The following is a 26,417-nucleotide window of genomic DNA, read 5'->3' as shown; positions in this document are numbered from 1 at the left end:
AAATCAACCCCCGTTTGTATGCCCCAACCGATAAAATTTACTACTTATTCAAATGGCGATCGCGAAACCTACTATTGTTATGAATTGTGGTGATTCTATCCATTAGTATTAGCGCCACGGCTATCACCAGTTACAAAATTGTTAAGGGGTTATTGCTGGATAGCCTCAAGCAGCAAGCACTTTTAAAAACACGCCAAGGTCAGGATGATATAGATAACTGGTTAGGCATTCGTAAGACAGAAATTTTGCGCTGAATTCTCAAGGAGTTCCCATCGCCCATCCCGACACGGAACTAATAGGTACACCCGAAAAAGTTGCCCAGAGTTTCCTCAACTCACCCAATCCCAGGTTAGCTGAAATTACCCAACAAATGGTGGCTAAACGTACAAATATTGAATTGGCTCAACTGGATGGGAAGTGGAGCTATGTTGCTTACACTCCCCTCAGAGAAGCAAATTGGTCGGTAGCTTTAGTTGTGCCACAAGAAAATATTGAATCGCCATTGCAGGCGTTGAACCTGTTGGCTACGGTTTTGGGAGGATTGCTAGTGGTTGGATTGATCAGTGCATGGCGACAGGTGCAACTATATGAGCAGATTCGCGATCGCGCCTTGATTTCCAGCCGACAGGCACAGCAACTCAGCAAAACCTTGAAAGAATTGCAAAATACCCAAGCTCAACTCATCCACACCGAAAAAATGTCTAGCCTGGGACAATTGGTTGCTGGGGTGGCACATGAAATCAATAATCCCGCCAATTTTATTCATGCCAACCTCAACCATGCCAGTGAATACAGCGCAGGTATCCTCGATTTGCTAAAGCTTTATGAACAAACCTACCCAAATCCGACAGCCGAAATTAGCGATCGCGCCCAAGACCTTGATATTGAATTTTTGGCAGAAGATTTACCCAAGCTAATGGCATCAATGCAAGTGGGAACCAAGCGCATTCGTCAGATTGTGCTGTCGCTACGTAATTTCTCGCGCCTTGATGAAGCAGATATGAAATTTGTAGACATTAATGAAGGATTAGATAACACTCTGATGATTCTGAATCATCGCCTAACAGCCACGGCTGATCAAGCAGAAATTCAGATCATTAAGAAATACGGTGATTTGCCACTAGTTGAATGCTACGCAGGACAACTCAATCAGGTGTTTATGAATATTCTGGCAAATGCGATCGATGCACTCGAAGAAGCCAGCCAAAAACGGAGTTTTGAGGATCTTAAAACTAACCCCAATCAAATTAAGATCCAAACCCAAGTTGATGAATCAAGCCATTACGCGATTATTCAGTTTTACGATAATGGTATTGGCATGTCAGAAGATGTTAAGCAACGTGTATTTGACTATATGTTCACTACTAAATCTGTGGGCAAAGGCATCGGATTAGGAATGGCGATCGCCTATCAAATTGTTGTAGAAAAACACGCAGGAACTATTGAAGTTGATTCTACCCCAGGATGTGGGACAGAGTTTACCATCTGTATTCCTTTAACAAGTAAAAATTAAAAATTACTGACAAGATTGAAACAGCCAAGAATTATATCAAAGATTGTTTTGGCTAATTTATACACTCATTATTAGAGGCGATATACTTTAAGAAAGTTGATTTAAAAATTGAATCTGCTACATATAATCATTAATACATCAATTCTCTGAAGTGATATGCTTTTAAAACTGCAACAAATCGTTGTCAAACCTGGTCAACAAATGTTGCTCAAAGAAGGAAAATATATAAAATCTGAATCTAGTCCTAATTTTCCCAATATCCCAATTGTTGAATTAGTCAATAAATATGTTCAGCAGTGTTTAACAATTGGGAGAAGTCAAGCTATGCGTAATTTTAGAGATTGGGTGAAGAATAATTTATGATAGAAACCTAAGGCTTTCTGAGAAAGGCGATCGCTCATGACTACCGAAAACAACCCAAAAGCCATTCTAGACTGGGAACACCCCACACCGCCCACAGATTTAATTTTTGATGACGGAGAACCCTTGGAATCAAATCGCCACCGCATTGCCATGAATGTGTTGATTCGGTCATTGCAGCAAGCTTGGGCTGACCGGAATGATTTTTTTACTGGTGGCAATATGTTTATTTATTACAGCAGCGCCCAAGTACGTAACCAGGATTTCCGTGGCCCCGATTTCTTTGCTGTCCTGAATGTGGACGGCACTAATTCTCGTCAAGGTTGGGTAGTATGGGAAGAAAACGGTCGTTATCCTGATGTGATTGTAGAATTAATGTCACCATCTACAGCCAAAATAGATAAGACTGTTAAGAAAGACCTTTACGAACAAACTTTTCATACTTCAGATTATTTTGTCTATGACCCCTTTGACCCGACTTCTTTGCAAGGGTGGCATTTAGATCATAATCAGCAATATCAATCTTTGACACCAAATGAGCGTGGTTGGTTGTGGTGTCAAAAGTTAGGTTTATGGTTGGGAACGTATGAAGGAACAATAGACAGAGAAACGGCGGTATGGTTGCGGTTTTACGATGTAGCTGGCAATTTGGTTTTGTTACCAGACGAAGCTGCTGCTGCACAAGCACAAGCCGCAGTTGCACAAGCAGAAGTTGCTGCTATACGAGAAGAAGCGGCTGCTGCACAGGTGGCTCGTTTAGCGGCTAGATTGAGAGAATTGGGGGAAAATCCAGATATGTTGTGAGAGATTTTGGCTTTTTTTATGAATTTATCGAGTTGTTATAAATAAAAAACTGAGTGCGATCGCTATTTTAAAACGTTACAATAAACAAGTGCGATCGCTATTAAATAAAGCTTCACAACTAAGGTTAAATCCGCACAAATTTATATTTATCAGTGCCAAGTATTTATTGAACTTTTTAGCGTTGTTCGCGAGCACGAATATCCGCATCTAGTTGTCTTCGGCGAACTTCACTCTGAGCGTCTTCAGCAGCAAGTTGACGTTGTTCGCGAGCACGAATATCTGCATTTAGTTGTCTTCGGCGAACTTCACTCTGAGCATCTTGGCGTTGTTTCTCTGTAGTGGCTTTGGTGGACAATTGTTCAGATAAACTGGGGGACGGTTCAGGTGTAATGCTTATCGATTGTCCAGATGAACTAGGCGATGGTTCAGGTGTATATCTATTGAGCTTTGTAGATAAAGAAGAAATTCCATAAATCATACCTGTCAATGCTAAAATCGTGGCAAAAAGTGGCACAGTTGACAGTTGTAATTTTTTAACTTCGCTCGCGTTCATTACTAAATCCGGTTTTACCTGTCCCCTTGTCGAATAATTTTGCTTTTCAATCGTCTTTAGAATCTTAGACCATACTTGTCCAGGTTGAGGAGCAACACGAGCTAAAATCGGCTCGATATCTTTATCTTTTAACTCCAAAGCTTTTTGAAAAACTTTTAATTCATTGTAAGTGTCATAGCTGAAAGGATATTGCTTCTGAATTTCAGCAACTAACACCTGCTCATATTTCTGTAATCTTTTCTGATACTCTTGGTAAGGTTTGAGAACCTCAACTTCAATGCCAGTTGCTTCTTCAGGTAACAGTCCCAAACTCTGCTGTTTCAGGTCTAAGGTACTGCGCCCAATATCAGAGATTGCTCCACGACTGGCAAAAAGTTCAACTTCTTTACGATACTTCAACTTTTGATCGCCAATGGGTGCTTTAGCTAGCCTAATTTTGAATCCTTCTTTGGCGACATATATCTCCGGTTTCATTGCAGAAGTAGCTTCTTGTACTGCCTTAGTAGCATATTCATGCAATTCATCAACGGAAATCCAACCATCTTCATTTTTATCTGCTGCACCAGTCTCCAGCCCTTCAACTATGTAGCGGGTGTAAGTTGAAGTATCTGCTCCTTGCTGTTCAAAAGAATATTGGATTGAGGTACTAGATGTCAGAACAGCTCGCCCTTCTCCACCCAATTGGTTTCTGATATCAACAAAACCATCGTCTTTAGCCGCCATACCTTCAGCAAATGCGCCACTAAAGCAACAATCAAGAATCACTACCTCGCGTTTGGAGCGGCTATTGCTCATGACCTCATGCACAAAGTTAGCTGGTACTGTTGTTGCCTTAACTGTTACTCCCTTATCGGTTTTGCGAGTGTTACGAGCTGCAAAGTAAAGTTTACCGCTCTCATCTTTAATGCTATGTCCAGAGAAAAATAGCAGCACGAGGTCATCTCTTTGACGACCATCAAACAAAGTTTCGATTGCTACTGCCATCTGATGTTGTGGAGGATTTATCAGCAGTGTTACATCATCAAAACCGCCAATCTCTGGATGCAGCAAAACTCGCTGAATTGCCTCCACATCTTTTGCTGCTGCTGGCAGTGGAGTAAGACTAGGCTCATACTCACTGACTCCGATTAGCAATGCTACTTTCGCCATCTCGATATTCTTCCTTGCTAATGGAATTTTTTAGTTACCTGCGACAAACTTTTGGGCTTGTTCAATGGCGGCGATTAACTCTTCCCGACTGCTGGCTTTCACCTTGAGCTTTTTGCCGTTAGCCTCGACTTCCAATTCAATAGTTTTGTTGCCCAAGCGATCGCCCAAAAATCCCAACAATTTCTTAAAATTGGCAAGGCTCACCTCTGCCTGCAACACTCCCAGCAGAAAACCTCCAAACGCCTTTGATCCTGGAGGAGTTTGTGTAACTGCCACAAGTTCAGCACTTTCTACATCTAAATCTCTGATCTCTCGTAGTAGATTCCGCGTTTCCCGTTCTTGCTCTTCTGCATCTAAGCTGGGATTAAAAACAGCGATCGTTAACTTGACGTTAGATTCAGAAATCATTTTGTGCCCTTTTAGGTTTTTCAGCTGTTGATGGTCAATAGTATTTCTGTAGTATATCGATTGACATCACTTCTTCTATGTAAATTTCCTGAAACTTTTTCAAGATTTTTCCAAAAACTCACGAAATTAAGGCAAAAATCTAGTATAAACACAGAATATCCCTCTTCAATAGCTTCAAAACTTAGAGGCAATCAAAAGTATTTCATCTGACAAGTTGTTTCGATACAGCAGTTTGTTTTACCACGCTTGCGATCGCCAAGTAAGTTACTGAGTTTGTCCTTGCAAATTCTTTAGAAGCGATCGCTAGATCAAACTATTACAGGACAGCGTAAATTCAGCGGCTATCTCAAATAACCAGACAAGGGGCTGAAGCCCCTTGTTAAAGGTAGGCAAACTTGCGCCACAGTTATCAGGTTAACTAAAACAAGTCCAAATCTGTTACAGCACCAATACTGCTAGAAGATACCAATTTGGCATATTTCGCCAACACGCCTTTAGTGTAACGCGGAGCGGGGGGCTGCCAGTTGGCACGACGACGGGCCAATTCTTCTTCAGATATATTCAACTGCAACAAACGAGCAGGTGCATCAATAGTAATACTATCGCCTTCTTCTACAAGCGCGATCGCACCACCAACTGCCGCTTCTGGAGCAACATGACCAACTACCATGCCGTAAGTACCGCCAGAAAAGCGTCCGTCAGTAATTAATCCCACTGCATCACCCAAACCAGCACCGATAATTGCTGAGGTGGGAGCCAACATTTCGCGCATTCCAGGGCCGCCCTTAGGCCCTTCGTAGCGGATGACTAGAATATCACCAGCTTGAATCTTACCAGCCAAAATTGCATCTAAAGAGGCTTCTTCCGATTCAAACACCCGTGCGGGGCCGGTAATTACTGGTTTTTTCACCCCGGTAATTTTGGCAACAGCCCCTTCCGTTGCCAAATTACCTTTGAGGATGGCCAAATGCCCTTGAGCATACATCGGGTTATTCCAAGTCCGAATCACATCTTGATTGGCGGATGGTTCTTCTGGGATATCTGCTAATATCTCTGCAATTGTTTGACCGCTAATGGTAAGGCTATCACCGTGTAATAAATCATGCACAAGTAGCATCTTCATTACTTGGGGAATGCCACCAGCTTTGTGCAAATCTGTAGCGACATATTTACCACTAGGTTTTAAATCACACAAAACGGGAACGCGGGCGCGGATAGTTTCAAAGTCGTCTATAGTCAACTCTACATCAGCGGCGCGGGCGATCGCTAAAAAATGCAGCACTGCATTGGTCGAACCACCTACCGCCATAATTACAGAGATGGCATTCTCTATAGATTTGCGGGTGATAATTTGGCGGGGTAAGATTTGGTTGCGAATGGCTTCGACTAATACAAACGCTGATTTTTCCGCGCTGTCAGCTTTTTCGGCATCTTCGGCCGCCATTGTCGAGGAATAGGGTAAACTCATTCCCAGTGCTTCAAATGCTGAAGACATGGTGTTAGCTGTGAACATTCCCCCGCAAGAACCAGCACCAGGACAAGCCCGGCCTTCAACTTCTAATAGTTCCTTTTCGTCAATTTTTCCAGCACTGTATTGACCAACAGCTTCAAAAGAACTGACAACAGTTAAATCGCGTCCGTTGTAGTGACCGGGTTTAATTGTGCCACCGTAAACAAAAATAGCAGGGATATTCATCCGGGCGATTGCCAGCATTGCCCCTGGCATATTTTTATCACAACCGCCAATTGCTAGTACACCATCCATACTTTGTCCAGTACAGGCGGTTTCAATAGAATCGGCAATCACTTCCCGCGACACTAGGGAATATTTCATCCCTTCAGTTCCCATCGAAATCCCATCGCTAATGGTAATCGTGCCGAACATTTGCGGCATCGCCCCGGCAGCTTTAATTCCAACTTCTGCCCTTTGCGCCAGTTGATTTATCCCCATATTACAGGGAGTGATCGTACTGTAACCATTGGCAATACCCACAATGGCTTTATTGAAATCCTCATCTTTAAAACCAACTGCACGTAGCATAGCCCGATTAGGCGATCGCTGCACCCCTTGCGTGACAATTTGGCTTCTCAAATTCTCCGACATTTTTTTCCTTCCCTGGCATCATCGCAACAGTTGCGATTGTATTACCTGATTTTCTCATGCATACGCGGCGCGATCAAAGCATCAGTAAGCATTAGTAATTTTCTATAGTTCAGCGTTCGGCTAATTGCCATCAGAAAAACACCCCTCTCTCAGGCGGAGTGGGACTATAGCGTGAGATTATGCTTCACTCAAGAAGTCGTTAATAGCATGTAATAATTCATAGAAAGTGTAAGGCTTCTTCAAAAATATATTGACACCAGCATTAGCAGCCTCGACCGTCTGACTGTCCGTCACTGTGCCACTGATGCCCATAATTTTGACTTGTGGGTTCATTTGTTGCATTATGTTAATGGCAGTTAACCCATCCATTGATGGCATCATCATATCCATCAACACCATACTAATTTGATTTTTATGCTGGGCGTACAATGAGATTGCCTCGATGCCGTTAATAGCTGTCAGAGTTTTATAGTTGTGGTCTTCAAGCAAAGTTTTGCTAATCTCTAGGATAGCGGCTTCATCATCTACAACTAGAATTAATTCTCCGTTGCCGTTGGGTAGTTCCAAGTTCTCTGCTTGCTGCTTTGCACTTTTGTTTATAGCTGGTAGATAAACTTGAAATTGAGAACCTTTGCCTACCTCGCTAGACACTTTCACAAAACCATTGTGGTTTTTGACAATCCCAATCACAGTTGATAAACCTAAGCCAGTGCCTTTGCCTGGTTCTTTGGTTGTAAAAAAGGGTTCAAAAATTCGCTCCAAAATTAGTGGAGGAATCCCAAATCCTGTATCTGAAATAGTTATCAGTATATAGGGGCCCACTTGAGCATTTAGATTCCTTTTGGCAAAATTTTCATCAACGAATAAATTCTCCGCAGACATATATAGTGTGCCGCCCTTGGGCATGGCATCACGAGCGTTGACGCACAAATTCATTAACACCTGATGAATTTGAGTCGGATCTGCCAAGATAGTCCAGAGTTGATGTCTAGGTAGATTATTGATAATTGTGATCGATTTGGGAAATGTGCTTTTGACTATTTGATCGATTTCTAGAAGTAAGTGTTCTATTTGTAAAGAAATACCGTTGCCTTCAGACCTACGAGAAAAAGTCAGAATTTGCTTGACCAAATCCGCCGCACGTTTAGAGTTATCTTCGAGAAGTTTCAGTAGTTGATAATTGCGTACATCCAGATTGGGAAGTTTGAGCGCTAACATTTCTACTGAAGACAAAATGGGCGTTAGGATATTGTTGAGGTCGTGGGCAATACCACTTGCCAACGTACCAAGACTCTCTAGGCGCTGGGCACGGAGAAATTGAGCAAGGAGTTGTTTTTTCTCTGTGATGTCGGTATCAACGGAGAGGATGGATTTTGGTTGCTCTGCTTCATCACGCATCAGTGTCCATCGGCTTTCCACGATAATTTCTTTGCCGCACTTTGTCACTTTACATAACTCACCTTGCCATAAGCCAAAGTCAGTAACATTTGTTAAAGCCACTTGCAATTGCTGTGAGCTTTCTTTGAACAGCAGATCCTCAAGGTTCTTTCCCAAAGCCTCATGAGCTTCCCAACCATACAGACGTTCTGCACCTTGATTCCAGAATAAGATTTGGTTTTGAAAATTTCGTACAACGATCGCATCAGAAGCGATATCTAGTAAAGCTGCTTGTTCGCAGATTTTCTGTTCTGCCCATTTGCGCTCAATGGTCATAGCTAATATGTTAGCGATCGCTTGCAAAAAGTGAATATCATTTTGGGTAAACTCCCGATGTCTAGTTGTGTGTGCGCCTAAGACACCAAGAGGTTGTTTTTGACCCTGAATGATGACGCTAATGCCACTGATTACTGAGTGGTCAATCAATAACGGTGGCCCTTGAAACCGCGTTTCTTTGGCAAGGTCACAAACAATTACTGGCTCACTGGAAAGTAGTGTATAGGAGGCCTGAGTCTCATTTCCTCCACCTAATTCTAATTTGAAATTTCCCACCAACCCTGACTGCCAACCGACTCCCGATCGCAACAGTAAGGTGTTCTGATCAGGAAGCAGTTCCAAAACTTTACTGTACTCAACCTCAAGGCTTTGAGTAATCAGGACAACGGCTTCGTCCATTAATGCGTAAAGGTCTATATTAGCTAGAGCTAACTGACCCAATTTAGCCACGGCTGCCTGCTGGCGCACACGTGCTCTTAAACCAGATTCCACCCGCTTGCGTTCAGCGAGTTCAGTATTTACCTGCTCATACAGTTGAGATTGCTGGATGGCAATGCCTATTTGTATTGCCAATTGTTTAAGTAAATCGATTTCCCACATCTGCCACTGTCGGGGTGCTGCACACTGGTTGGCAACTAATAATCCCCACAATTTTTTTCCTTGCAAGATCGGGACTGCCAAGTTTGCCCTGACTTGGAACTGAATAAGTAAATCGCGGTGGCATTCAGTCAAACCTGCTGTATAAATATCTGCGATCGCTTGAATGCGCGCTTGTCTGTACTCCTCACCATGAGTTTCCATAAAATAAGTGTCTTTGACTTGGGTATTCAAGGCAGAAATACAATGATCATCAACAGACTCTACCACCACTACCCCGCTGTAGTCTGGTTCAAACTGATACATGAACACTCGATCTACTTTTAGGAACTGACGTACTTCATTTACGGTCGTATTTAAAACCTTGTCCAAGTTCAAACTCTGGCGGATGCGCTGGGCAATTGCCATCACCAATCGCTGCCATTGAATTTGCTGTTGCAGTGCCTCTTCTGCCTGCTTACATTCTGTAAGATTACACTCATCATTGTTCATCTATTATATGCCCCATCTAATCAATGAGGTTCTCAAATCTGGTGACTACTGGTTACACCTACGGACTATTGCCCATAGTATTTTTATGAATAAATATAGTTAAAACTACCTTAGACGAGGTAATTTAAATTTAACTGTGGTTGTTCCTTTTATGGCTATACCTTAATACTATAAGAGGTGCGCCGATTTAAGATGTGTTTCCTTTATTGCAGCATAAATCTTGATTTGTAACAACTTCAGTAAATTGTACATATTTGAAGCAAGTCATTGGGAAAAGGGGTTAAGTCTGGCTTTGCCAAAGTTTTTTACTCTGTTTTCACTGGCTTCTAGCGAAGCCAGTAGCTTTAATATATGTTTGCCCTAAATCTTCTGTCTTCCGGCAGAAAAAGTTAGAGAGTAACTAAACTTTTGAAAAAGAATAAAAACAAGATTTTCAAGGATTTTTTGCCTCAATTATGGGATTGCTACGATAGTTTTATTGCTGATACAAAAGAAAAGTGGCATTCAGATTTAAAGCCTGAATACCACTTTGTATTTTTTCAAAATTCCTGATGACGGAGGTATTTTACCCAGGTAGAGTTATTCCAGTGACAGCGATCGCACCAGCGATCGCACTGGCTGCAAGGGAAGTTAAAGCTGTGCCAAATAACCACCATGCAGCATTTGCAACGGTTTTTTTGGTTTCTTGGGCTTGCTTTTTAGTTTGCTCTTGGATTGCTTTCAGGCGTTTTTGCGTTTCTTTCTGGATGCGTTCGGCTCGTTGGAGTACGCCATCCCGTGCCGCTTCTATTTGGTCAATAATGCGGTTAGCATCTGCCTCAGATATATCCTCACGAGAACTGATGACAGCAACTAAGGTGTCACGATCAAATTGACTGAGGCGATCGCGCAACGCTTCAAATCCAGCTTGCGGATCGTCGAACACTTTAGCAAAGTCTTGCTTAATGCCTTCATAGTTGAGTTCCGAACGATCCAACGAGTTGAGATAGTTACGAACTCTAGCAAAAACTCCATCAAGTACTGATTGCACTCTCTGCTGGATCTGCTGGAATTGTTCGACAATCGAACTCCGAACAGACTCAATTTGATCCACAATTCGGTTAGCTTCCTCTTCTGAGATATCCTCCCGTTGAGATAACAGCGCCACAATTGTCGATCGGTCAAATTTGGAGGCGCGATCGCTTAAACTCCCAATTCCAGCGCGGGGAGAAGATAGCAGCAATTGCAAATCGCGTTTAATTGCTTCTGGGTTGAGTTCTTCTTTGTTAGTATTTCGCAAGTAATCTTCAAGATTGCCTTCAAAATCTAGAGCTACTTGAGTGGTACGTTTTGCTAAACGGCGTGGCGCTCTCACAATATCACCAATCGTATCTTGTACCCGATCAATGATCTGATTAACCTGCTCTTGGCTCAAATCTCCCCGTTGACTCACAAGTTTAACCAAGGTTTCTCGATCAACGTGAGACAAGCGATCGCGCAATGCTAATGCTCCTGCTTTAGGATCATTGAGTAATTTTTCCAAATCGGCTCTGATTCCTTCGGGATCAAGTTCTTCCAAATTGGTATTGCGGAGGTAGTCTGCGATCGCTTTCGTCGTTTTTTCGTACTGTTCTCTCGCCTGTTGCGGTACTTGCAAAATACTATCTCGGACTGCTTCAATCTGATCGAGAATTTGGTTTACCTGTTCTTCGCTCAAATCTTGACGCTGAGTGAGCAATTGTACCAATGTATCCCGATCAAATTGCGATAAGCGCGAAGTCAATTGGCTAATTCCGGCTTGCGGATCGTCTAATAAAACTCTAAACTCACGTTTGATAGCTTCGGGATTTAGTTCGTCTTTATTAGTATTCCGCAGATAGTCTTCAACTCTTTGGCGTAGTTCATCGGCTCTCGCTTTTGCTTGTTCTTGCAATTCTCTAGCACGATTCAAGAAATTATCGCGGTTGCGTTCGAGTTGACTAACAATATTATTAGCTTCTTCTTCGCTGATATCTTGACGTTGCTGGAGCAATTGTACATAAGTATCACGGTCAAATTGCCCGAAGCGGCTAGTTAAATCTTCAAAGCCAGCTTCTGGATCTTCCAACAATGTTGCAAAGTCCCGTTCAATACCTTCAGGATTGAGTTCTTCTTTCCCCGTTGAACGCAGATAATCTTCGATGCGGCTGCGGAAATCTTGCCCTTTTTCTCGCGCTTGGGCCTGTTTTACAGTTTCTAAAACTTCCTGGCGATCGCTTTCCATTTGTTCGGCGATTTCTTTCACCCTGGCTTCGCTGATATCACCCCGTTGGTTTAGCAAGTTAGTGAAATATTCTTGATTCAGTTCTTCCAACTCCCGTCTCACAGTTGTTGGATCTGCATTAACGTCATAGATGACTTCTTTAAATTCATCTCTTAGGGTAATGCGGTTAAAATGCCAAGGAAAGGAATTTAATATGTAGTCTTCTACATCCGCTTTAATCGTGTTCTCAAGCGATATTGGCAATCTTGCAGATACTTGCTCAGTTGCTTGTTCTCTAAGCTTTTGAAGTTGTTCTGTGATTTGATCGACATCGACATCTTGAACTTTTTCTTTCAGCTTTTGCAACTGAGTTGTAATTTTGTTCACATCTATATTGGAAAGGTTTACCCGATCCAAAACTGCTGGTACAGCAGCACTCAAGCCATATCGCATAGCTTGCTTCATTACACCATTACTTTGCTTGCCATTACCACCTCCGACTGTAACCAGTTCTTGAAGCCGTTCCCCTAATTGCTCTGAATTCAGTTCTTCGGGAGTAGCAGACTTGAGCAAATTAATTACTTGTTCTGTGGGATTTTTGCGGTTTAAAGCTTGTTGCCAAGCGCCTTCAAATTGATCAGCAATGCGATTTATATCTTCTTTAGATAAATCTGTACGATTGCTGATTAAATCAACAAATGTTTGGCGATTAATGTTTTGCAATAGGTCGCTATTAGCAACAGATTGCAAATCTGTATCTTTAAGCAACTGGTCAAATTGACTCCGAATTTCTTTGATGTCCAGCTTTGGCAATTGCAAAGAGCCTAAGGAACTTTGGAGCGTATTTCTAATACCTTCAGGATCAAAACCTGAAGTTAATTCCCGCCGGACTGCGGCTGTAATATCTTCAGCGGTAGAAACCAACTGTTTTTTTGCAGTATTAGCACCGATACCAGCAGTTGCTGTACCCATCAGAGCTTGAAAACCTGAAGTAACAGTATTAGCGATAGAACCAATTAAAGAACCTACTGCCGATGAACCTAACCAAATTACCAGTGAGAAATAGCTAGACCAGATGACTACACCAATAATTGCTCCTAAAAATGCACTTTCGATTAAGCTAAGTTTTACCGCTAGAAAACAAGCAATAAATAATGCAATGCTAGCGGTTATTAATGCCCAAGAACCAACCTTGGTTTGAACATCACGAATTTTACTACCCAAGCTTTCTGATTCATCATCAGAATCTGAATCAATTTCCCAAGATGAAATTCCTACAGCGACTGAAAAGTTTGTGAATAACAATTGAAAGGCAAATGCCATTACGACCCCAGCCACCAATGCTACCAAAAATTTAGGGCCAGAAAAAAGAACTGATGTTTCTTCTGGCGTTAGTACTTCCTGGGCTAAAGTTATTGGCGCTAATCCCAAAGGTTGCCAGTTCCATCCCCAAATAGTTAAAACATTTTGAAACATAGAATTTTCTCACTTGCTATCATTTAAATAACCATTGATAAAATGGCTTACTTATCAATTTAATTCTCAGTTATATAATCTGGCACTTTCTTAGGTAAGAAGTTTGTTTGCCAAAAGTCGTATTTTAGAAAAAAACATATTGTTTTATTAGTTAAAATTAAAATAAAACAATATATGTCTTGGTAACTTTTTCACAATTTTATGAAATTAGCTAAATTGGAATTGGTGTTATTTTTTACCTAAAAAAACCAAAGTCTGTTTTATAAAGTGGAGCTTAATCCAGCTTTATAAAGAGAAGTAAGGGGTATAAAGCCTGAATATATAAGCATTTTAGGTCAATATCCAACCTAATTCTGCTCGTTAAATTAAATTTTATTTTTATAAAGCATTTTCTCCATCAAGTTAAACCTAGATATAGTTAAATGCCTTTGTTGTAACTTATATTCAACAAATAATTTTTTAGTTAAATTCAATTAGTTAAAAAACTAATAATGATAGTTGAAACTTTATTTTATAAGACATGATTTATTTGATACTTAAAGCTTTCTACTAACTTTAGATAAAAACACCTATGTCTAATGATAGAGATAAAAATTCTTCCAAGCGATTGATGAAAATGAAATAAAAACATGTATAAATAAGGGTTATTAGGAGCTATAAATTAGTGAATAATTGATTTTTGCTGAGGAGACAAAATAATGGTTGTAGGTGTACATAAACGTGCTGTTGGTGTATTTTCTCATCGCCGAGATGTTGAACATGCGCTACATGAATTAAAAAAAGTTGGCTTTGACATGAACAGAGTCTCTGTCATTACGCAGGATGGAGACAGAGATGATATTGCTGGCGCTGAAGTACGCGATCGCGTTGGTGATAAATCTGACGAAGGCGCTAAAGTCGGAGCAGCTACAGGTGGTGCTTTGGGCGGATTGACTGGCTTATTAGTCGGTCTTGGTACTTTGGCAATTCCTGGAATCGGGCCAATTATGCTGGCTGGAGCCGCCGCAACCACCTTAGCTACTACTCTCGCTGGAGCAGGTATTGGCGCAGTAGCTGGTAGTTTGCTTGGTGCATTGATTGGTTTAGGAATTCCTGAAGAACGAGCCAGAGTTTACGACGAACGCGTCAGACGAGGACACTATTTAGTGATCCTAGATGGTACAGATACAGAAATTGCCAGAGCAGAAGCAATTTTGCATCAGCGGGGTGTCGAAGAGTTTGGCATTTATGACAACCCAGATGCTAGAACTGCAAATGCTGATTATGTTGCTCCAACTTCTAATGTTGCTCATAGTGGTGTTGCCAGACGCGCGATTGGAGTCTTTTCTCATCGCCGAGATGCAGAAGCAGCACTAACAGAATTACGAGATGCAGGTTTTCCTTTAAGTAGAGTCTCCATCATTGCCAAAGATACAAGCGGTCATGGGATCGCTGGTGTAGATGTAGATAAAAATGTCGGGACAGGAAATAAAGCAGACGAGGGTGTAAAAGCTGGAGCTGCTACAGGTGGCGTACTAGGTGGCTTAACTGGTTTATTAGTTGGTCTTGGAACTTTAGCGATTCCTGGAGTCGGGCCTGTGATTGCAGGTGGTGCAGCAGCGACCGCTTTGGCATCAACAGTGGCTGGCGGTGCGATTGGCGCAGCGGCTGGGGGTCTTGTTGGCGGACTCGTTGGCTTGGGAATTCCTGAAGACAAGGCGCGAGTATATAATGATCGCTTCCAAAGAGGCGACTACTTGGTAATTATCGATGGTACGCAAGCTGAAATCCACCAAGCAGAAGCAATTCTCAACCGTCGCGGTATTGAAGAATTTGCCACCTATGATGCTACTGATTTAGGCGAACATCGCTCAGGTTTAGACCGAGTGATGCATCACGATACCGCAGTTAGCGATCGCACCAATTACTCAACAGACCTTCATAGAGACGATCCTGCTGTAGTCATTGTTGACCGTCGGGATGAAACGCTCTAACCCAAGCTAGTTGTCACTCACACCAATTTCCTGAAATTACAGGAGCAAGTAAATAAAAGCTTTGCTCCTCACTTATGCCGTGAATATCAACAAACTCCACAAATTTCACTTTCCGATTCAGAATTAAACATATGCAAAAGCTAACTCCTTTCTTAATTAGTTGCCTTCTAGTTTTTGGTGTTGCGGCTTGTGATAACGCTTCTAAAACAACTGTGACTGCGCCCGCTCCTGACGAAGCACCAACTGCACCAACTGCACAAACAACACAAGCGGCTCAACAAGACGCTCAAAGTGAAGTTCGCAGAAGACAACTTGATTCTGATATCCGTGCCCGCGAACAGCGAAATAATGCCACTGGTGGCGATACACAAAGAGCTACAGGTGACCTAGCAAGTGAAGTTCGCTCCAAGTTGGAGGCAAACATACCCAAGGGTCAACTAACAGTTGATGCAGCAGATGATGGAACTGTCACTGTCGCAGGAACTGTAAATAATCAGCAGGAATTGGCTAAAATTGAACGTTTAGCTAAGGAAATTAAAGGTGTTAAAACTGTAGTTGTTAAAGCAACTGTTGCACCTCCACAAAGCTAAGGTAGCTAACAATAAATCCAAGTGAGTATGTAGGCATAAATAAATCATAAATAAATTTAGATGCCCCTACTCAGTTTTAGTGGTCAGTTATACTTATTACTGACCATTAATAATTGACAACTGACGACCTTAATAATTATATTTATTGACGATCAGTCAGTTATAGAAACTCTTGTAATTGCCGAAAATAAAACTATGGAAACTGAACAACAGCAACGTGAATCCATTAATGCCTCCTTCTCAGAAGGTACGCTAGCACTTGAAGGTACAGATACTGCAAACTTGCCAAAGTTACCACCAGCAGCTGAACCTGAATCACAATGGCAGCAAATTAGCAGACAAGTTTCTCAATTTTTGGAGCAACTCCCCGAATACTTAGGTCGATTTTTTCAAGATTACAAGCAGCCTCTAACAACTGTTGGTTTAATTTTGGCGGCGATTGTTACGGCCAAGGTAGTACTTGCACTACTGGATGCCATCAATGATATTCCGCTACTATCACCGACTTTTGAGTTAATTGGTATTGGTTACGCCGCTTGGTTTATTTCCCGTTATCTACTTAAAGCTTCAACTCGGCAAGAATTAGCCGATGAAATTCAATCGCTGAAAAACCAATTTGTAGGCGAATAAATTTCCAAACCATTAAACTAGTTCACTGGAATGGAAGTTTGTCTACTTTGGCAAGGGGCTTAATGCCCCTTGTTTTGTTAATGAAGGTAAATTACAAGTATTTAACCGGACTTAATCTTAATCTTTCGGATACATCAAAAGATAGAGAACATAACATTATATTTAGTTTAAAATCCCTTCTAAAGATAGTAGAACGGAAATGAAAAACAGCCTAATCTAGGTTTTGAAGTTATTTAATAGATTCTTTAACGAGGACATAAATTATGGCTAATGAAGCAGTTAAGAGAGATATAGATTCATCTGACCGAGCTGAAGTAGATACATATGATCGCGGCATTATCCCAGCGGAAACAGCTGCTCGAATGGAAAGAGAGGGAAATCTCTACAAAACACTCCCCACAGAAGAAAGGGAGGCAGATGCCCCTACGGATGACCAAACTGATCCAGGAAGTGTACGCACCACTGATGGATACACCGTGGACAAAGAAGGTTTGTTGAACAACTATGCAGTTGAACCGGAAATGTATTACGAAGAACCGGGCGATGCACGCAAACAAGCAGCTGAAGATACCGCCCAACGCGTTGAAGAACTCGGAGAAATAAATCAGGACGAGGAAGGCAAGTTGACCGATAAAGGTGACAAACGCGGTAGAGGCCCAGGAATAATTTAATTAACATCATCCTTTTTGTTGGATGCAATTAACACTTCAGAAGGCTAAATAGGCGATTTTTAGAGACGCAATCACTGCGTCTCTGTTTATATTTATGGGGACAATATTTCGAGAAGTATGTTACTAGATAATCAAGGGTTCAAGTTCACGATGATGCCATTGCCGCTGATACCATTCGGCAACCAAGGGACGGACAATGAACTTGGGTTGACCATCGCCTTTAACGTCAATGCGTAAACCTGAGTAAGGTCGTCGCTTCTGAGAACCTTCACCGTTGCGACCAATGAAGAGATGCGATCGCGCCACTAATCTATTTTCATTGCCAAAAGTCTCCATCAAATCTGCTCCCTCAATTCGCTGGCGGCGCAAACTAAAGCCGCTACCGCCACAAACAATCCAGTGGATATGAGAATCAGCGTGTCCTGTATCCATTGTCTCTAGATGTTCCAAGCAGTGGGCGTGACCGTTTAATACCAAATCGACCAAAGAACGCCCCTGAGTTAGGGAACCTATTTCTTTAGCTACCGCATCCAGCACACCACGGAGGCGATCGCGAATTATCAGAGTTTGTGCTTGTTGCCACTTTGTGGCTTCAGTTACATAGGGAGGATGATGGAAATAAATCACTCTTCCCCGAACTTCAGAGTTATTCCAAGATTCAATTAATCTTTGCTTGAGCCAGTCTAGTTGTTCAGTGTCAGTCAGCGTGGTTTTATCAACAGCTAATTGCTTGTCGATATCAACAATAATTTCTTCAATTTGTGACAGTTTGGCGTGAAAGTCGTCTAATTGGTCGGCTTCGCTGGGGTTTTCTGGACGAAGCTTGGCTGAAGTTTCAATGATTTGCAGCTTTTCTTGCTCTAAATCTTCACGACGTTTTTCTAAGATTCTGCGATCGGCGTTACCTTCTTTTGTTTTAGGTAGGGGCGGTGGATCGTTAAATGTATTAGAATCCAAGGCAAAGAAATCAATCCCGTTATAGCGAAAAGTGTAGTAGCGATTGGGAAGGCGGGTAAAATGCCCAGGTTCATAGCAAAGACAACGACCTGTATCTGTCTTGGCTGTGTAGTACTTATCTAAGTGGTTGGCTAACTCTTCTGGAAGTTGAAACGCCTTGAGATAGTCCAGAAACGCCCGTGCGTATGCCTTACCAGTTCCTGAGCCATGCAAGCCCACATCTAGGTCTAACCGCGATCGCAACAGGCGACGAATGGGTAATGTTGTTAGGGAGGCAAAGCTCAAGAGAATCGGCAAGTTATAGTAATCGTGATTTCCCGGTACAGGTAAAATGGGCAGCTTAAAAACCATCTGGTCATAGGCAATACCTTTGGGATGGTTTCCCCCCAAAATAAACTCTCGATAGGGCTGGATGAAGTTCTGCTGGTAGTATTCACTCGATCCCACTAAATAGATCACATCCCCCATATGCAACATAAAACGGGATTCGTTGTGATGGGGCAGCATCATTTCAGCCACCTGTCGCTGGGGATTGTGTCCTCGGTGCTTGCCGGAACCACTATCACCTACAACTAAAAATGAGAACTCAGAATTGTCTGTTTGCCCATCTTCCAACACCAGCCGAGTTTGGTCGATACCCCGTTCTACAATTAACGGATCTTGCCAGCGTACCCGCTGGTTCATTTTACGAATTTTGTTAGCGATCGCTGGATCAGATACAAGTTTCAATGCAACCTACTCCTGAGTTTTCAATTAGGAATCGGGCAAGAGTCTTTTCTCACTTGTTATTCTCGCCCTGCTTCCCCTGCTTTGTTTCACTCCTCTACTGTGTCTTTCATTTCAACAGTCAAATTGGGGAGTCCCTCCAGTTTTTCTGTAGGCTCAACTTCTTCTACTAATGGCACAAAAATTTTCAAACCTGCTGGTACACACTTAATTTCTACTGGTGTTGTGCCTACGATTTCACCATCTAGAACAACTTTTTGTGGTGGCTCAGTCGTAATTTTAAATTGTTTGGCTCGTAGAAAGCCAATATCATTCCGTTCTACGGCGTTACCTGTAGAAGCCGTTTGAAATAGATGAAATGTAGCTGCGATCGCTCCTGCTTTGTTAGCTGGAGCTACAATCGTTAAATCTAGTAAGCCATCATCATAAATCAGACCTGCTGGCCCTTGAGCTAAGACTGAAGTGGGAGGCGCGGCATTTGCTACTGTAACTGCACAGGCACTAGTTTTAATGATCTTGTCTTCAGTTTCAATTTCAACATCAAAGTTTTTTAAGTTTCTTAGTTGCTGGATTCCTGCCAAAACGTAGGCCATCATTCCAAAGCGATTCTTGGCATCTCGGTCTGCCAATTCTACAGTTTCAGCTTCAAAGCCAATACCTGCTAAGAGCACCATTGGCCGATCGTTGCAATAGGCTACGTCTACATTGCGGGTTCCTCCCTGCAAAATTGTCTGACATGCACCTGCGATCGTGTCAGGAATGTTTAAAGCTGTAGCAAAAGCGTTTGCTGTTCCTCTAGAAATGATCCCAAATGGAATCTCAGTACCTATTAAAGCCGCTGCTGCCGCTGAGAGGGTTCCATCTCCTCCCGAAGCAATGATTGCATCTACCCCTCGCTCTACCGCTGCATAGGCCAGTTCGTCAGCGTCGATTTCTTCAGTTGTCAGATAAATATCTAGGTCAATTTCTGGCTCTAATATTGCCCGAATTTCTGCCAGTTCTATGTCTGGGTCACCCTGACCGGCAACTGGATTGAAGATAAGACAGGCGGAACGATTCATAAAATATAAAAGCTAAACTTAGATCACTAAAATACCAAATTCTTTCTAGCATTCTTGTGAAATTTCGACTTCCTTCTGCCGACTGGTTTATCTTTTGTAAGCAGGTCAGAAGTCTTCTGTGTCGTAACTTAACAATGCTGACGTGTATTTTAGTATTTTTTGTCCTTACTTAAACAATAAAATTTTCGCCATGCGCCAATTCTTACTAGTTTTAGCAAGTATTCTAACTCTCAGCAGTTTAGATACCCCCACCATGACAATAGCAGGCACAACGCCTAATTTATCCGATATGCGCTTAGTTCAAAAGCTCAACTGCAATAATCCTCAAACTCAAAGAGCAATTAATGAATGCACGAAGTTATCTTATCAGAATGCAGATAAAAAACTGAATCAAGTTTATCAACAATTGCTACCTACCTTAGAAAGGTCTAGAAAACAGAAATTGATTGCTGCACAGCAAGCATGGATTAAGTTTCGGGATACCAATTGTGAGTTTGAAAGAAGCAGATATGAGGGAGGAAGTATTGCCCCTACATTTTTTTTTGGTTGTCTAGAAAATACTACAAAACTGCGTACCCAAGAATTACAGGAATATCTTAAATCCGACCCTTAAGTAGTCTAAATACATGATTTCAAAAATTTGTAGCGAAAAAATCGGAAACCTCTGCGTTGAAAAAGTTAATGTTTTTCAACTCAGAGTAAATGCATAATAGCACTTCGCCTTCCCACAGGGTAGGAACGCAGAGTTTTGCTAATAGCTGAATTCTTCTGAGGAGGGCTAAATACAACATTTTAGTTGAGTTGTTTAAGACGGTAGCCAATACCGTGAACTGTTTCAATAAAATCTTCAAAAGCTCCGGCTGCTTTGAGCTTTTGACGCAGACTTCTGAGATGAACTTTCACCGCATGTTCTTCTGGAGGAGACTCTAGCGACCAAATATGTTCAATAATCACGCTGCGACTAAGGACACGACGACCATTTCGCAGCAATAACTCTAATATTCCGTACTCTTTTGGGGTTAAATGTAGCATATTTTTCCCATAACTCACTTCATAAGTGCTGGGGTTGAGGTGGAGATTGCCCCATTCTAAAATCGGCGGCGATGAAATATTACCTCGACGAAGCAAGGCGCGAATTCGTGCAAATAGTTCTTGCAAATCCACTGGTTTAACGACATAATCATCTGCTCCCGCATCGAGTCCGGTGATTTTATCGCTAACGGTATCACGAGCAGTCAGCATGAGAACAGGCATACTGTAGCTGTGCGATCGCAACCGATGGCATAAACTAATTCCATCGAGTTCTGGCAACATCACATCCAGCAGCAGCAAATCATAATCCAGCATTTTGGCTTGATTCCATCCTGCCTCACCGTCTGTCACCACATCAACCATATAACGTTGGTCTGTAAGAGCTTCTGCTAAAGTTTCGGCAAGACGTACATCATCTTCAACTAAGAGAATTCGCATAGCATTTTTTTTAACTATACAAGTTATGTTTAAAACTATTTGCGAACTCTCCTTGAGAAAATATTGCAAAAAGTAACAATTTCTAGTTTTCGTTGCTTCTTTCCGATTTCTTTACCATTTCCTGAGCGATTTCCTTACTTTTAGTATGTAATTTTCTATTCTATGTAGGTTCTAATAACCTCCTTTAGACGTTCTCAAAGAACTCTATGTTTAGCCAGGAGATTTTCAGAAAATGGCTTTTAGACCAAGTTCACGTTTAGGTGTCAGCCTGTTTGAAGACACTCACTCAACTGGAGGGGTGCCTGGTTATTCGGCAGAAGAACTTGAAGCTCTCATCAGGGTTATATACAGACAGGTTTTAGGAAATGCCTATGTGATGGAAAGCGAGCGGCTCACTGTTCCTGAGTCGCAGTTTAAGCGGGGTGAAATCAGCGTCCGCGAGTTTGTCCGTTTGGTAGCGAAGTCTGAGTTGTATCGTTCCCGGTTTTTTAGCAGTTGTCCTCGTTATCGGGCAATTGAGTTGAATTTTAGGCATTTGCTCGGTCGCGCTCCTATTGATTTGGAAGAAATGCGATCGCACAGTACTATTCTGGATGAAAAAGGCTTTGAGGCTGAAATTGATTCCTATCTTGATAGCAACGAGTACCAAGATACCTTTGGGGAAAACATTGTGCCTTATATTCGAGGCTACAAAACCGAAGCCTGTCAGAACATAGTGCAGTTTACCCATATATTCCAATTAGTCCGAGGTGCCTCTAGTAGCAGCCTCAAAGGCAACTTGGCAGGTAAAAAACCTCGGTTGAATAGCTTGGTAATTCAAAGTACCCCTACCCCTGTGGTTTCACCTGCTAGCGATGGTGCAACATTCCGTAATCCACCACTTGGCTCCAGAACCCTTCATGGTGTAGCAGCTAGTGATGAAGGTAAGGTGTATCGATTGGAAGTCACTGGTTATCGGGCAAATACAGTAAACCAGATTTCTCCATTTCGCCGCAGCAACCAAGTCTATCTTGTGCCCTTTAATAAACTATCGCAAGAGTATCAGCGGATTCACCAGCAAGGCGGTGTTATTGCCAGTATCACCCTTGTTAACTAGTAAAATGCCCCATGCCCAATCCCTTTAAATCTCTAGCTTTAATATGCCTATACCTTTGTTAAATTACTCCCCTTCATCTCGAAATCACCGTGTATCTGGATATGAGATTCTTGGCGACGAGCAACCTAGAATTTATACAGCCGAACATCTGCCATCATCAGTAGAAATGGATGCCTTGATTACGGCAGCTTATCGCCAGATTTTCCACGAACAACAGATGCTAGATTGCAACCGCCAACCCTTTTTAGAATCCCAACTGAGAAATGGTCAAATCACAGTCAGGGATTTCATTCGAGGGTTAGCAATATCTGATGCATTTCGGCGACTTAATTACGAAAGCAATAACAACTATCGCTTTGTGCAGATATGCGTGCAGCGCTTCTTGGGCCGTGAAGTTTACAATGAACGCGAAAAACTAGCCTGGTCGATTGTGCTAGCTACCAAAGGACTAGAAGGATTTATCGACGCTTTGGTGGATAGCGGAGAATACATTAGTAATTTCGGTTACAATACAGTTCCCTATCAACGGCGACGGATTTTACAAGGACGCTCTCAAGGTGAATTACCTTTTGCTAGGATGGCTCGTTACGGCGAAGATTATCGTGACAAATTGCCGCTTCCCATCATGAGAAAGGAGATTGAGCCTTTTAATTTACAAACCTTCCTACGCAGTTCTGACAGAGATGTAGTGTTATGGCTATTAGCTTCACTGCTGGGAGTGATTGTCTTGTTTACTTGGCTAACTGCTTTTGGTTATTTGCCAAAATTCGGCGGATACTAGCTGAGAATTAAGCGGAGTGCGATCGCCAAATATAGCGATCGCACTCAACTTTTGAAAAAGCCAGAATAGGCCATTAAGCGTTTTTCATTGCATCTCTGCATGAAACAAAAATGATTTATGCAAGAAGTTGATTCATATAAAAACCGATGTAAACAATGCATTCATATCAAATTCTTTGAAGCAAAACAATGTTGCCGCCACAAGCGCATAAAAAGCTCCAATGTTGGATAAGAAGTCGCCATTTAATTTGTTCAGGCCATTTTTTTATATTTGAAACTATAGACTATTCTTGCGTTGAGAGATTTACTGAGTGTATAGTTGCCCTAGAAGGAACATTAATTTCTGTTGAGCCGGTTGACAAAATTTGGATGGGCGATCATCGTCAAGTTTTTCTTTATCGTGTCAAAGCCAGCTTATTTACACCTTGTCATCAGTTAAGGCAATACTGGTTTAAGTATGGTGGTTTCTATACTAGATTTGATAAAAATTGTTAAAATTTTTTGATGTCTAGCGACTTCTATACGATTTGCCAAACAACTACTTGATGCGTTGCTCACTCTGATTTCATCAGTATCAATCAACCATCCTAGCTGACAACCATGCTCATGCCGGATTTTAGTATTATCAATCTCGCTCCAATCTGTATTGGCTTTAGCGTTGTTGCATTAGGGACAATTTACTATTTTCTCAACTTAGAAGTAACTAGACGGCAACGGGCAGAAGTGGTGCTGCGGCAACAAACTGAGCGAGAGCGACTAGTAAACCAGATTGCTCAACATATCCGTGAGTCTTTGGAGTTAGAAGAGGTTCTTACTACCACCGTTGCCGAAGTGCGCGAGTTTCTCCAAGCAGATCGGGTGCTAATTTATCGCCTTTGGGAAGATGGCACAGGTAGCGCAATTACTGAAACAGTTCTACCTGAATATACAAAAATTTTAGGAGAAACCTTTCCACAAGAAGTGTTTCCTAGAGAGTATCATCAAGCTTATTCATTAGGAAAAACCCGTGCGATCGCTAATGTTGAACAAGCAGATGTAGAACCATGTTTAGCAGACTTCCTGAAACAGTTTGGTGTCAAAGCAAAGTTGGTAGTGCCAATTCTACAAGAGAATCGGCAAGCGGATAAACAACGAGATAGTAAAACACCTGCTTCTCCCCCTTATCTTTGGGGCTTATTAATTGCCCATCAGTGCGATCGCACCCGCATATGGGAATTTTGGGAAATTGAGTTGATGAAGCAACTTGCAACCCAGGTTGCGATCGCCATCCAACAATCCGAACTTTACAAACAACTGCAAACACTCAACGCTGAATTAGAACACCGCGTTCAACAACGGACTCAAGAGTTAGCTAAAGCCAATGTCTCTCTCCGAGCAGAAATTGCTGAACGTCAGCGCACGCAAGCCGCGCTGCAAGCTCTAATTACTGCCTCTCCTCGGGCCATTTTCACACTTGATTTAGAAGGGAATGTGAAAATCTGGAATCCTGCTGCGGAACGCATGTTTGGCTGGACAGAGGCGGAGGTAATTAACCGTGCTAACCCAATTTTTTTAGATGACCAATTAGAGGAATACAATACTCTCCAACAGAGCATTTTGCAAGGAACAACTTATACCAGAGTGGAATTGCGCCGTTTTAAAAAAGATGGCACTGCGATCGATATAATTTTCTCTGCTGCTCCCTTGCATGATAGTGACGATAGTATCAACGGGATGGTGGCAGTAATTGCTGATATCACACACCAAAAGAAGCAGGAAGAACAAGTACGTTTGCTGCAATCTGTGGTTGTAAATACCAATGACGCTGTAGTTATCACTGAAGCGCAGCCCATTGGCGAACCTGGACCGAATATTATTTATGTTAATGAAGCATTCACCCGAATCACAGGTTATAGCCTGGAAGAAGTTTTAGGTAAAACGCCCCGTATCCTTCAAGGAGCGAAAACAAGTCGGGCTGAACTGGATAAAGTTTGGACAGCGCTATCTCGTTGGGAAACAGTTACCGTTCAGGTAATTAATTATCGTAAAGATGGCTCTGAATTCTGGAATGAATTTAGCATTGTCCCCGTAGCCGATCAAACCGGCTGGTATACTCACTGGATATCAGTACAACGTGACATTACCGGGCGCAAGCGGTTAGATGAAATTCGGATGGCACTAGAGCGAGAGAGAGAACTCAGCGTCCTCAAAACACGGTTTTTCTCAATGGCATCTCACGAGTTTCGCACTCCTTTAAGTACTGCCTTAGCAGCTGCTCAATTGCTGGAGAACTGTCAGGATGAATGGGATGACTCTTCTAAGCGACTGAGGAACTTGCAGCGAATTCAACTCTCTGTCAAAAATATGGTTCAAATGTTAGATGATATTTTGACCATCAATCGAGCCGAAACTGGAAAACTGGAATTTAATCCCAAACTCCTAGATTTAGAAGAATTCTGCGGTTATTTTGTGGAAGAAATGCGCCTAAGTACAGATGAGAGACACACACTGAGTTTTGTTTGCCAAGGAAAAGCTGTTCCTGCCTTGGTGGATGAAAGGTTGTTGCGTTCCATTCTGTCTAATTTGCTGCTGAATGCAATTAAATATTCTCCTCAAGGAGGGAATGTTCATCTGGGTTTGGAGTTTAAATCAGATACAGTGATTCTCCAGGTTCAAGATCAGGGTATTGGAATTCCGCTAGCAGATCAAAAGCAGCTGTTTGAGCCGTTTCATCGTGGTAAGAATGTCAGAAGCATTCCTGGTACAGGATTAGGATTGGTTGTGGTTAAGAAGTGTGTAGATTTACACCAAGGTGACATTAATATCACCACTGAGGTAGGAATTGGTACAACTTGTGCGATCGCTCTTCCGTTATAGCGGTTCCCATTCAGATGCGGTACAACATTACATCACGAGCTAGGGGCACTGCCGTGCCCCTACGGGTGTATCTCACGTAAACGAGAACCGCTATAGAACCCATTTGGGATCTTGAGACAGAGGGTAAGATAAGAAATAAATGCCGTACTCCAGCAGCTTAAGCGATTCATAGTGGGAAATCATTGAACCACTGTTGCCACAGAAGAAGCAAACCAGA

At 42.2% G+C, this 26,417-nt stretch carries 20 protein-coding genes and 1 pseudogene; 13 read left to right on the top strand and 8 right to left on the bottom strand.

All coding sequences use genetic code 11. The features are described from left to right. The first annotated feature begins 86 nt into the window (after positions 1–86). The 4 genes and pseudogenes from H6G92_RS40835 to H6G92_RS14365 all read left to right on the top strand — a co-directional run bounded on the left by H6G92_RS40835 (position 87) and on the right by H6G92_RS14365 (position 2,677). Complete coding sequence (locus H6G92_RS40835) at positions 87–254, top strand: hypothetical protein (protein ID WP_190894358.1); 168 nt, start codon at positions 87–89, stop codon at positions 252–254. 116 nt (positions 255–370) lie between these two features. After that, positions 371–1,513, top strand: a complete 1,143-nt coding sequence (locus H6G92_RS14375) for a sensor histidine kinase (RefSeq protein WP_190894357.1) — start codon at positions 371–373, stop codon at positions 1,511–1,513. Positions 1,514–1,717: 204 nt separating this feature from the next. Continuing rightward, positions 1,718–1,876: pseudogene (locus tag H6G92_RS14370) on the top strand (Uma2 family endonuclease); the annotation flags it as partial. 36 nt (positions 1,877–1,912) lie between these two features. After that, entirely contained in the window at positions 1,913–2,677 is a 765-nt protein-coding gene (locus H6G92_RS14365; RefSeq protein WP_190894356.1) for a Uma2 family endonuclease, read from the top strand. Positions 2,678–2,852: 175 nt separating this feature from the next. Here H6G92_RS14365 and H6G92_RS14360 read toward each other — a convergent pair whose 3' ends face one another. From H6G92_RS14360 to H6G92_RS14340, 5 genes are all read right to left on the bottom strand, one after another. Further along, positions 2,853–4,379 (bottom strand): caspase family protein, encoded by a 1,527-nt coding sequence (locus H6G92_RS14360; protein WP_190894355.1) that lies wholly within the window; start codon positions 4,377–4,379, stop codon positions 2,853–2,855. A gap of 30 nt (positions 4,380–4,409) precedes the next feature. After that, complete coding sequence (locus tag H6G92_RS14355; RefSeq protein WP_190894354.1) at positions 4,410–4,787, bottom strand: hypothetical protein; 378 nt, start codon at positions 4,785–4,787, stop codon at positions 4,410–4,412. Between the two features lie 418 nt (positions 4,788–5,205). After that, complete coding sequence (gene ilvD, locus H6G92_RS14350) at positions 5,206–6,891, bottom strand: dihydroxy-acid dehydratase (protein ID WP_190894353.1); 1,686 nt, start codon at positions 6,889–6,891, stop codon at positions 5,206–5,208. Between the two features lie 177 nt (positions 6,892–7,068). After that, positions 7,069–9,693 (bottom strand): hybrid sensor histidine kinase/response regulator, encoded by a 2,625-nt coding sequence (locus H6G92_RS14345; RefSeq protein ID WP_190894352.1) that lies wholly within the window; start codon positions 9,691–9,693, stop codon positions 7,069–7,071. A gap of 565 nt (positions 9,694–10,258) precedes the next feature. Continuing rightward, positions 10,259–13,390: an MFS transporter gene (locus H6G92_RS14340; RefSeq protein WP_190894351.1), complete on the bottom strand. Its 3,132-nt coding sequence runs from the start codon at positions 13,388–13,390 to the stop codon at positions 10,259–10,261. Positions 13,391–14,088: 698 nt separating this feature from the next. On the opposite strand from H6G92_RS14340, the gene H6G92_RS14335 reads away from it, so the two are divergent. The 4 genes from H6G92_RS14335 to H6G92_RS14320 all read left to right on the top strand — a co-directional run bounded on the left by H6G92_RS14335 (position 14,089) and on the right by H6G92_RS14320 (position 17,254). Then, positions 14,089–15,363, top strand: coding sequence for a histidine kinase (locus H6G92_RS14335; RefSeq protein WP_190894350.1), 1,275 nt, complete (start codon positions 14,089–14,091; stop codon positions 15,361–15,363). A 131-nt stretch (positions 15,364–15,494) separates the two neighbouring features. After that, entirely contained in the window at positions 15,495–15,953 is a 459-nt protein-coding gene (locus tag H6G92_RS14330; protein ID WP_190894349.1) for a BON domain-containing protein, read from the top strand. A gap of 195 nt (positions 15,954–16,148) precedes the next feature. Continuing rightward, positions 16,149–16,583 carry a CAAD domain-containing protein gene (locus tag H6G92_RS14325; protein ID WP_190894348.1) on the top strand — a complete coding sequence of 145 codons (435 nt, stop codon included), beginning with the start codon at positions 16,149–16,151 and terminating at the stop codon, positions 16,581–16,583. A gap of 263 nt (positions 16,584–16,846) precedes the next feature. Next, positions 16,847–17,254 carry a hypothetical protein gene (locus H6G92_RS14320; protein WP_190894347.1) on the top strand — a complete coding sequence of 136 codons (408 nt, stop codon included), beginning with the start codon at positions 16,847–16,849 and terminating at the stop codon, positions 17,252–17,254. 123 nt (positions 17,255–17,377) lie between these two features. On the opposite strand, the gene H6G92_RS14315 is transcribed toward H6G92_RS14320, so the two are convergent. Together H6G92_RS14315 and H6G92_RS14310 are read right to left on the bottom strand one after the other, a co-directional pair. Beyond that, positions 17,378–18,940: a metallophosphoesterase gene (locus H6G92_RS14315; protein WP_190894346.1), complete on the bottom strand. Its 1,563-nt coding sequence runs from the start codon at positions 18,938–18,940 to the stop codon at positions 17,378–17,380. 86 nt (positions 18,941–19,026) lie between these two features. After that, positions 19,027–19,998, bottom strand: coding sequence for a YegS/Rv2252/BmrU family lipid kinase (locus tag H6G92_RS14310; protein WP_190894345.1), 972 nt, complete (start codon positions 19,996–19,998; stop codon positions 19,027–19,029). A 190-nt stretch (positions 19,999–20,188) separates the two neighbouring features. Between H6G92_RS14310 and H6G92_RS14305 the strand changes: the two genes are divergently transcribed. Further along, on the top strand, positions 20,189–20,611 hold the full coding sequence (locus H6G92_RS14305) for a lysozyme inhibitor LprI family protein (protein WP_190894344.1): 423 nt from the start codon (positions 20,189–20,191) through the stop codon (positions 20,609–20,611). A gap of 179 nt (positions 20,612–20,790) precedes the next feature. On the opposite strand, the gene H6G92_RS14300 is transcribed toward H6G92_RS14305, so the two are convergent. After that, positions 20,791–21,468, bottom strand: coding sequence for a response regulator transcription factor (locus H6G92_RS14300; RefSeq protein WP_190894343.1), 678 nt, complete (start codon positions 21,466–21,468; stop codon positions 20,791–20,793). A gap of 232 nt (positions 21,469–21,700) precedes the next feature. Here H6G92_RS14300 and H6G92_RS14295 point away from each other — a divergent pair, with 232 nt between their 5' ends. From H6G92_RS14295 to H6G92_RS14280, 4 genes are all read left to right on the top strand, one after another. Then, on the top strand, positions 21,701–22,564 hold the full coding sequence (locus tag H6G92_RS14295) for a phycobilisome linker polypeptide (RefSeq protein WP_190894342.1): 864 nt from the start codon (positions 21,701–21,703) through the stop codon (positions 22,562–22,564). Positions 22,565–22,607: 43 nt separating this feature from the next. Continuing rightward, positions 22,608–23,345, top strand: a complete 738-nt coding sequence (locus tag H6G92_RS14290; protein WP_190894341.1) for a phycobilisome rod-core linker polypeptide — start codon at positions 22,608–22,610, stop codon at positions 23,343–23,345. Between the two features lie 188 nt (positions 23,346–23,533). Continuing rightward, positions 23,534–23,839, top strand: coding sequence for a CpeR family transcriptional regulator (locus tag H6G92_RS14285; RefSeq protein WP_190894340.1), 306 nt, complete (start codon positions 23,534–23,536; stop codon positions 23,837–23,839). Between the two features lie 111 nt (positions 23,840–23,950). Continuing rightward, positions 23,951–26,200: a sensor histidine kinase gene (locus tag H6G92_RS14280; protein WP_190894339.1), complete on the top strand. Its 2,250-nt coding sequence runs from the start codon at positions 23,951–23,953 to the stop codon at positions 26,198–26,200. Positions 26,201–26,417 lie beyond the last annotated feature (217 nt).

Origin of the sequence: Nostoc foliaceum FACHB-393 (assembly GCF_014698505.1) — a bacterium.
Lineage (GTDB): Bacteria > Cyanobacteriota > Cyanobacteriia > Cyanobacteriales > Nostocaceae > Nostoc > Nostoc foliaceum_A.
This window is presented reverse-complemented; position numbering and strand designations above follow the sequence as displayed.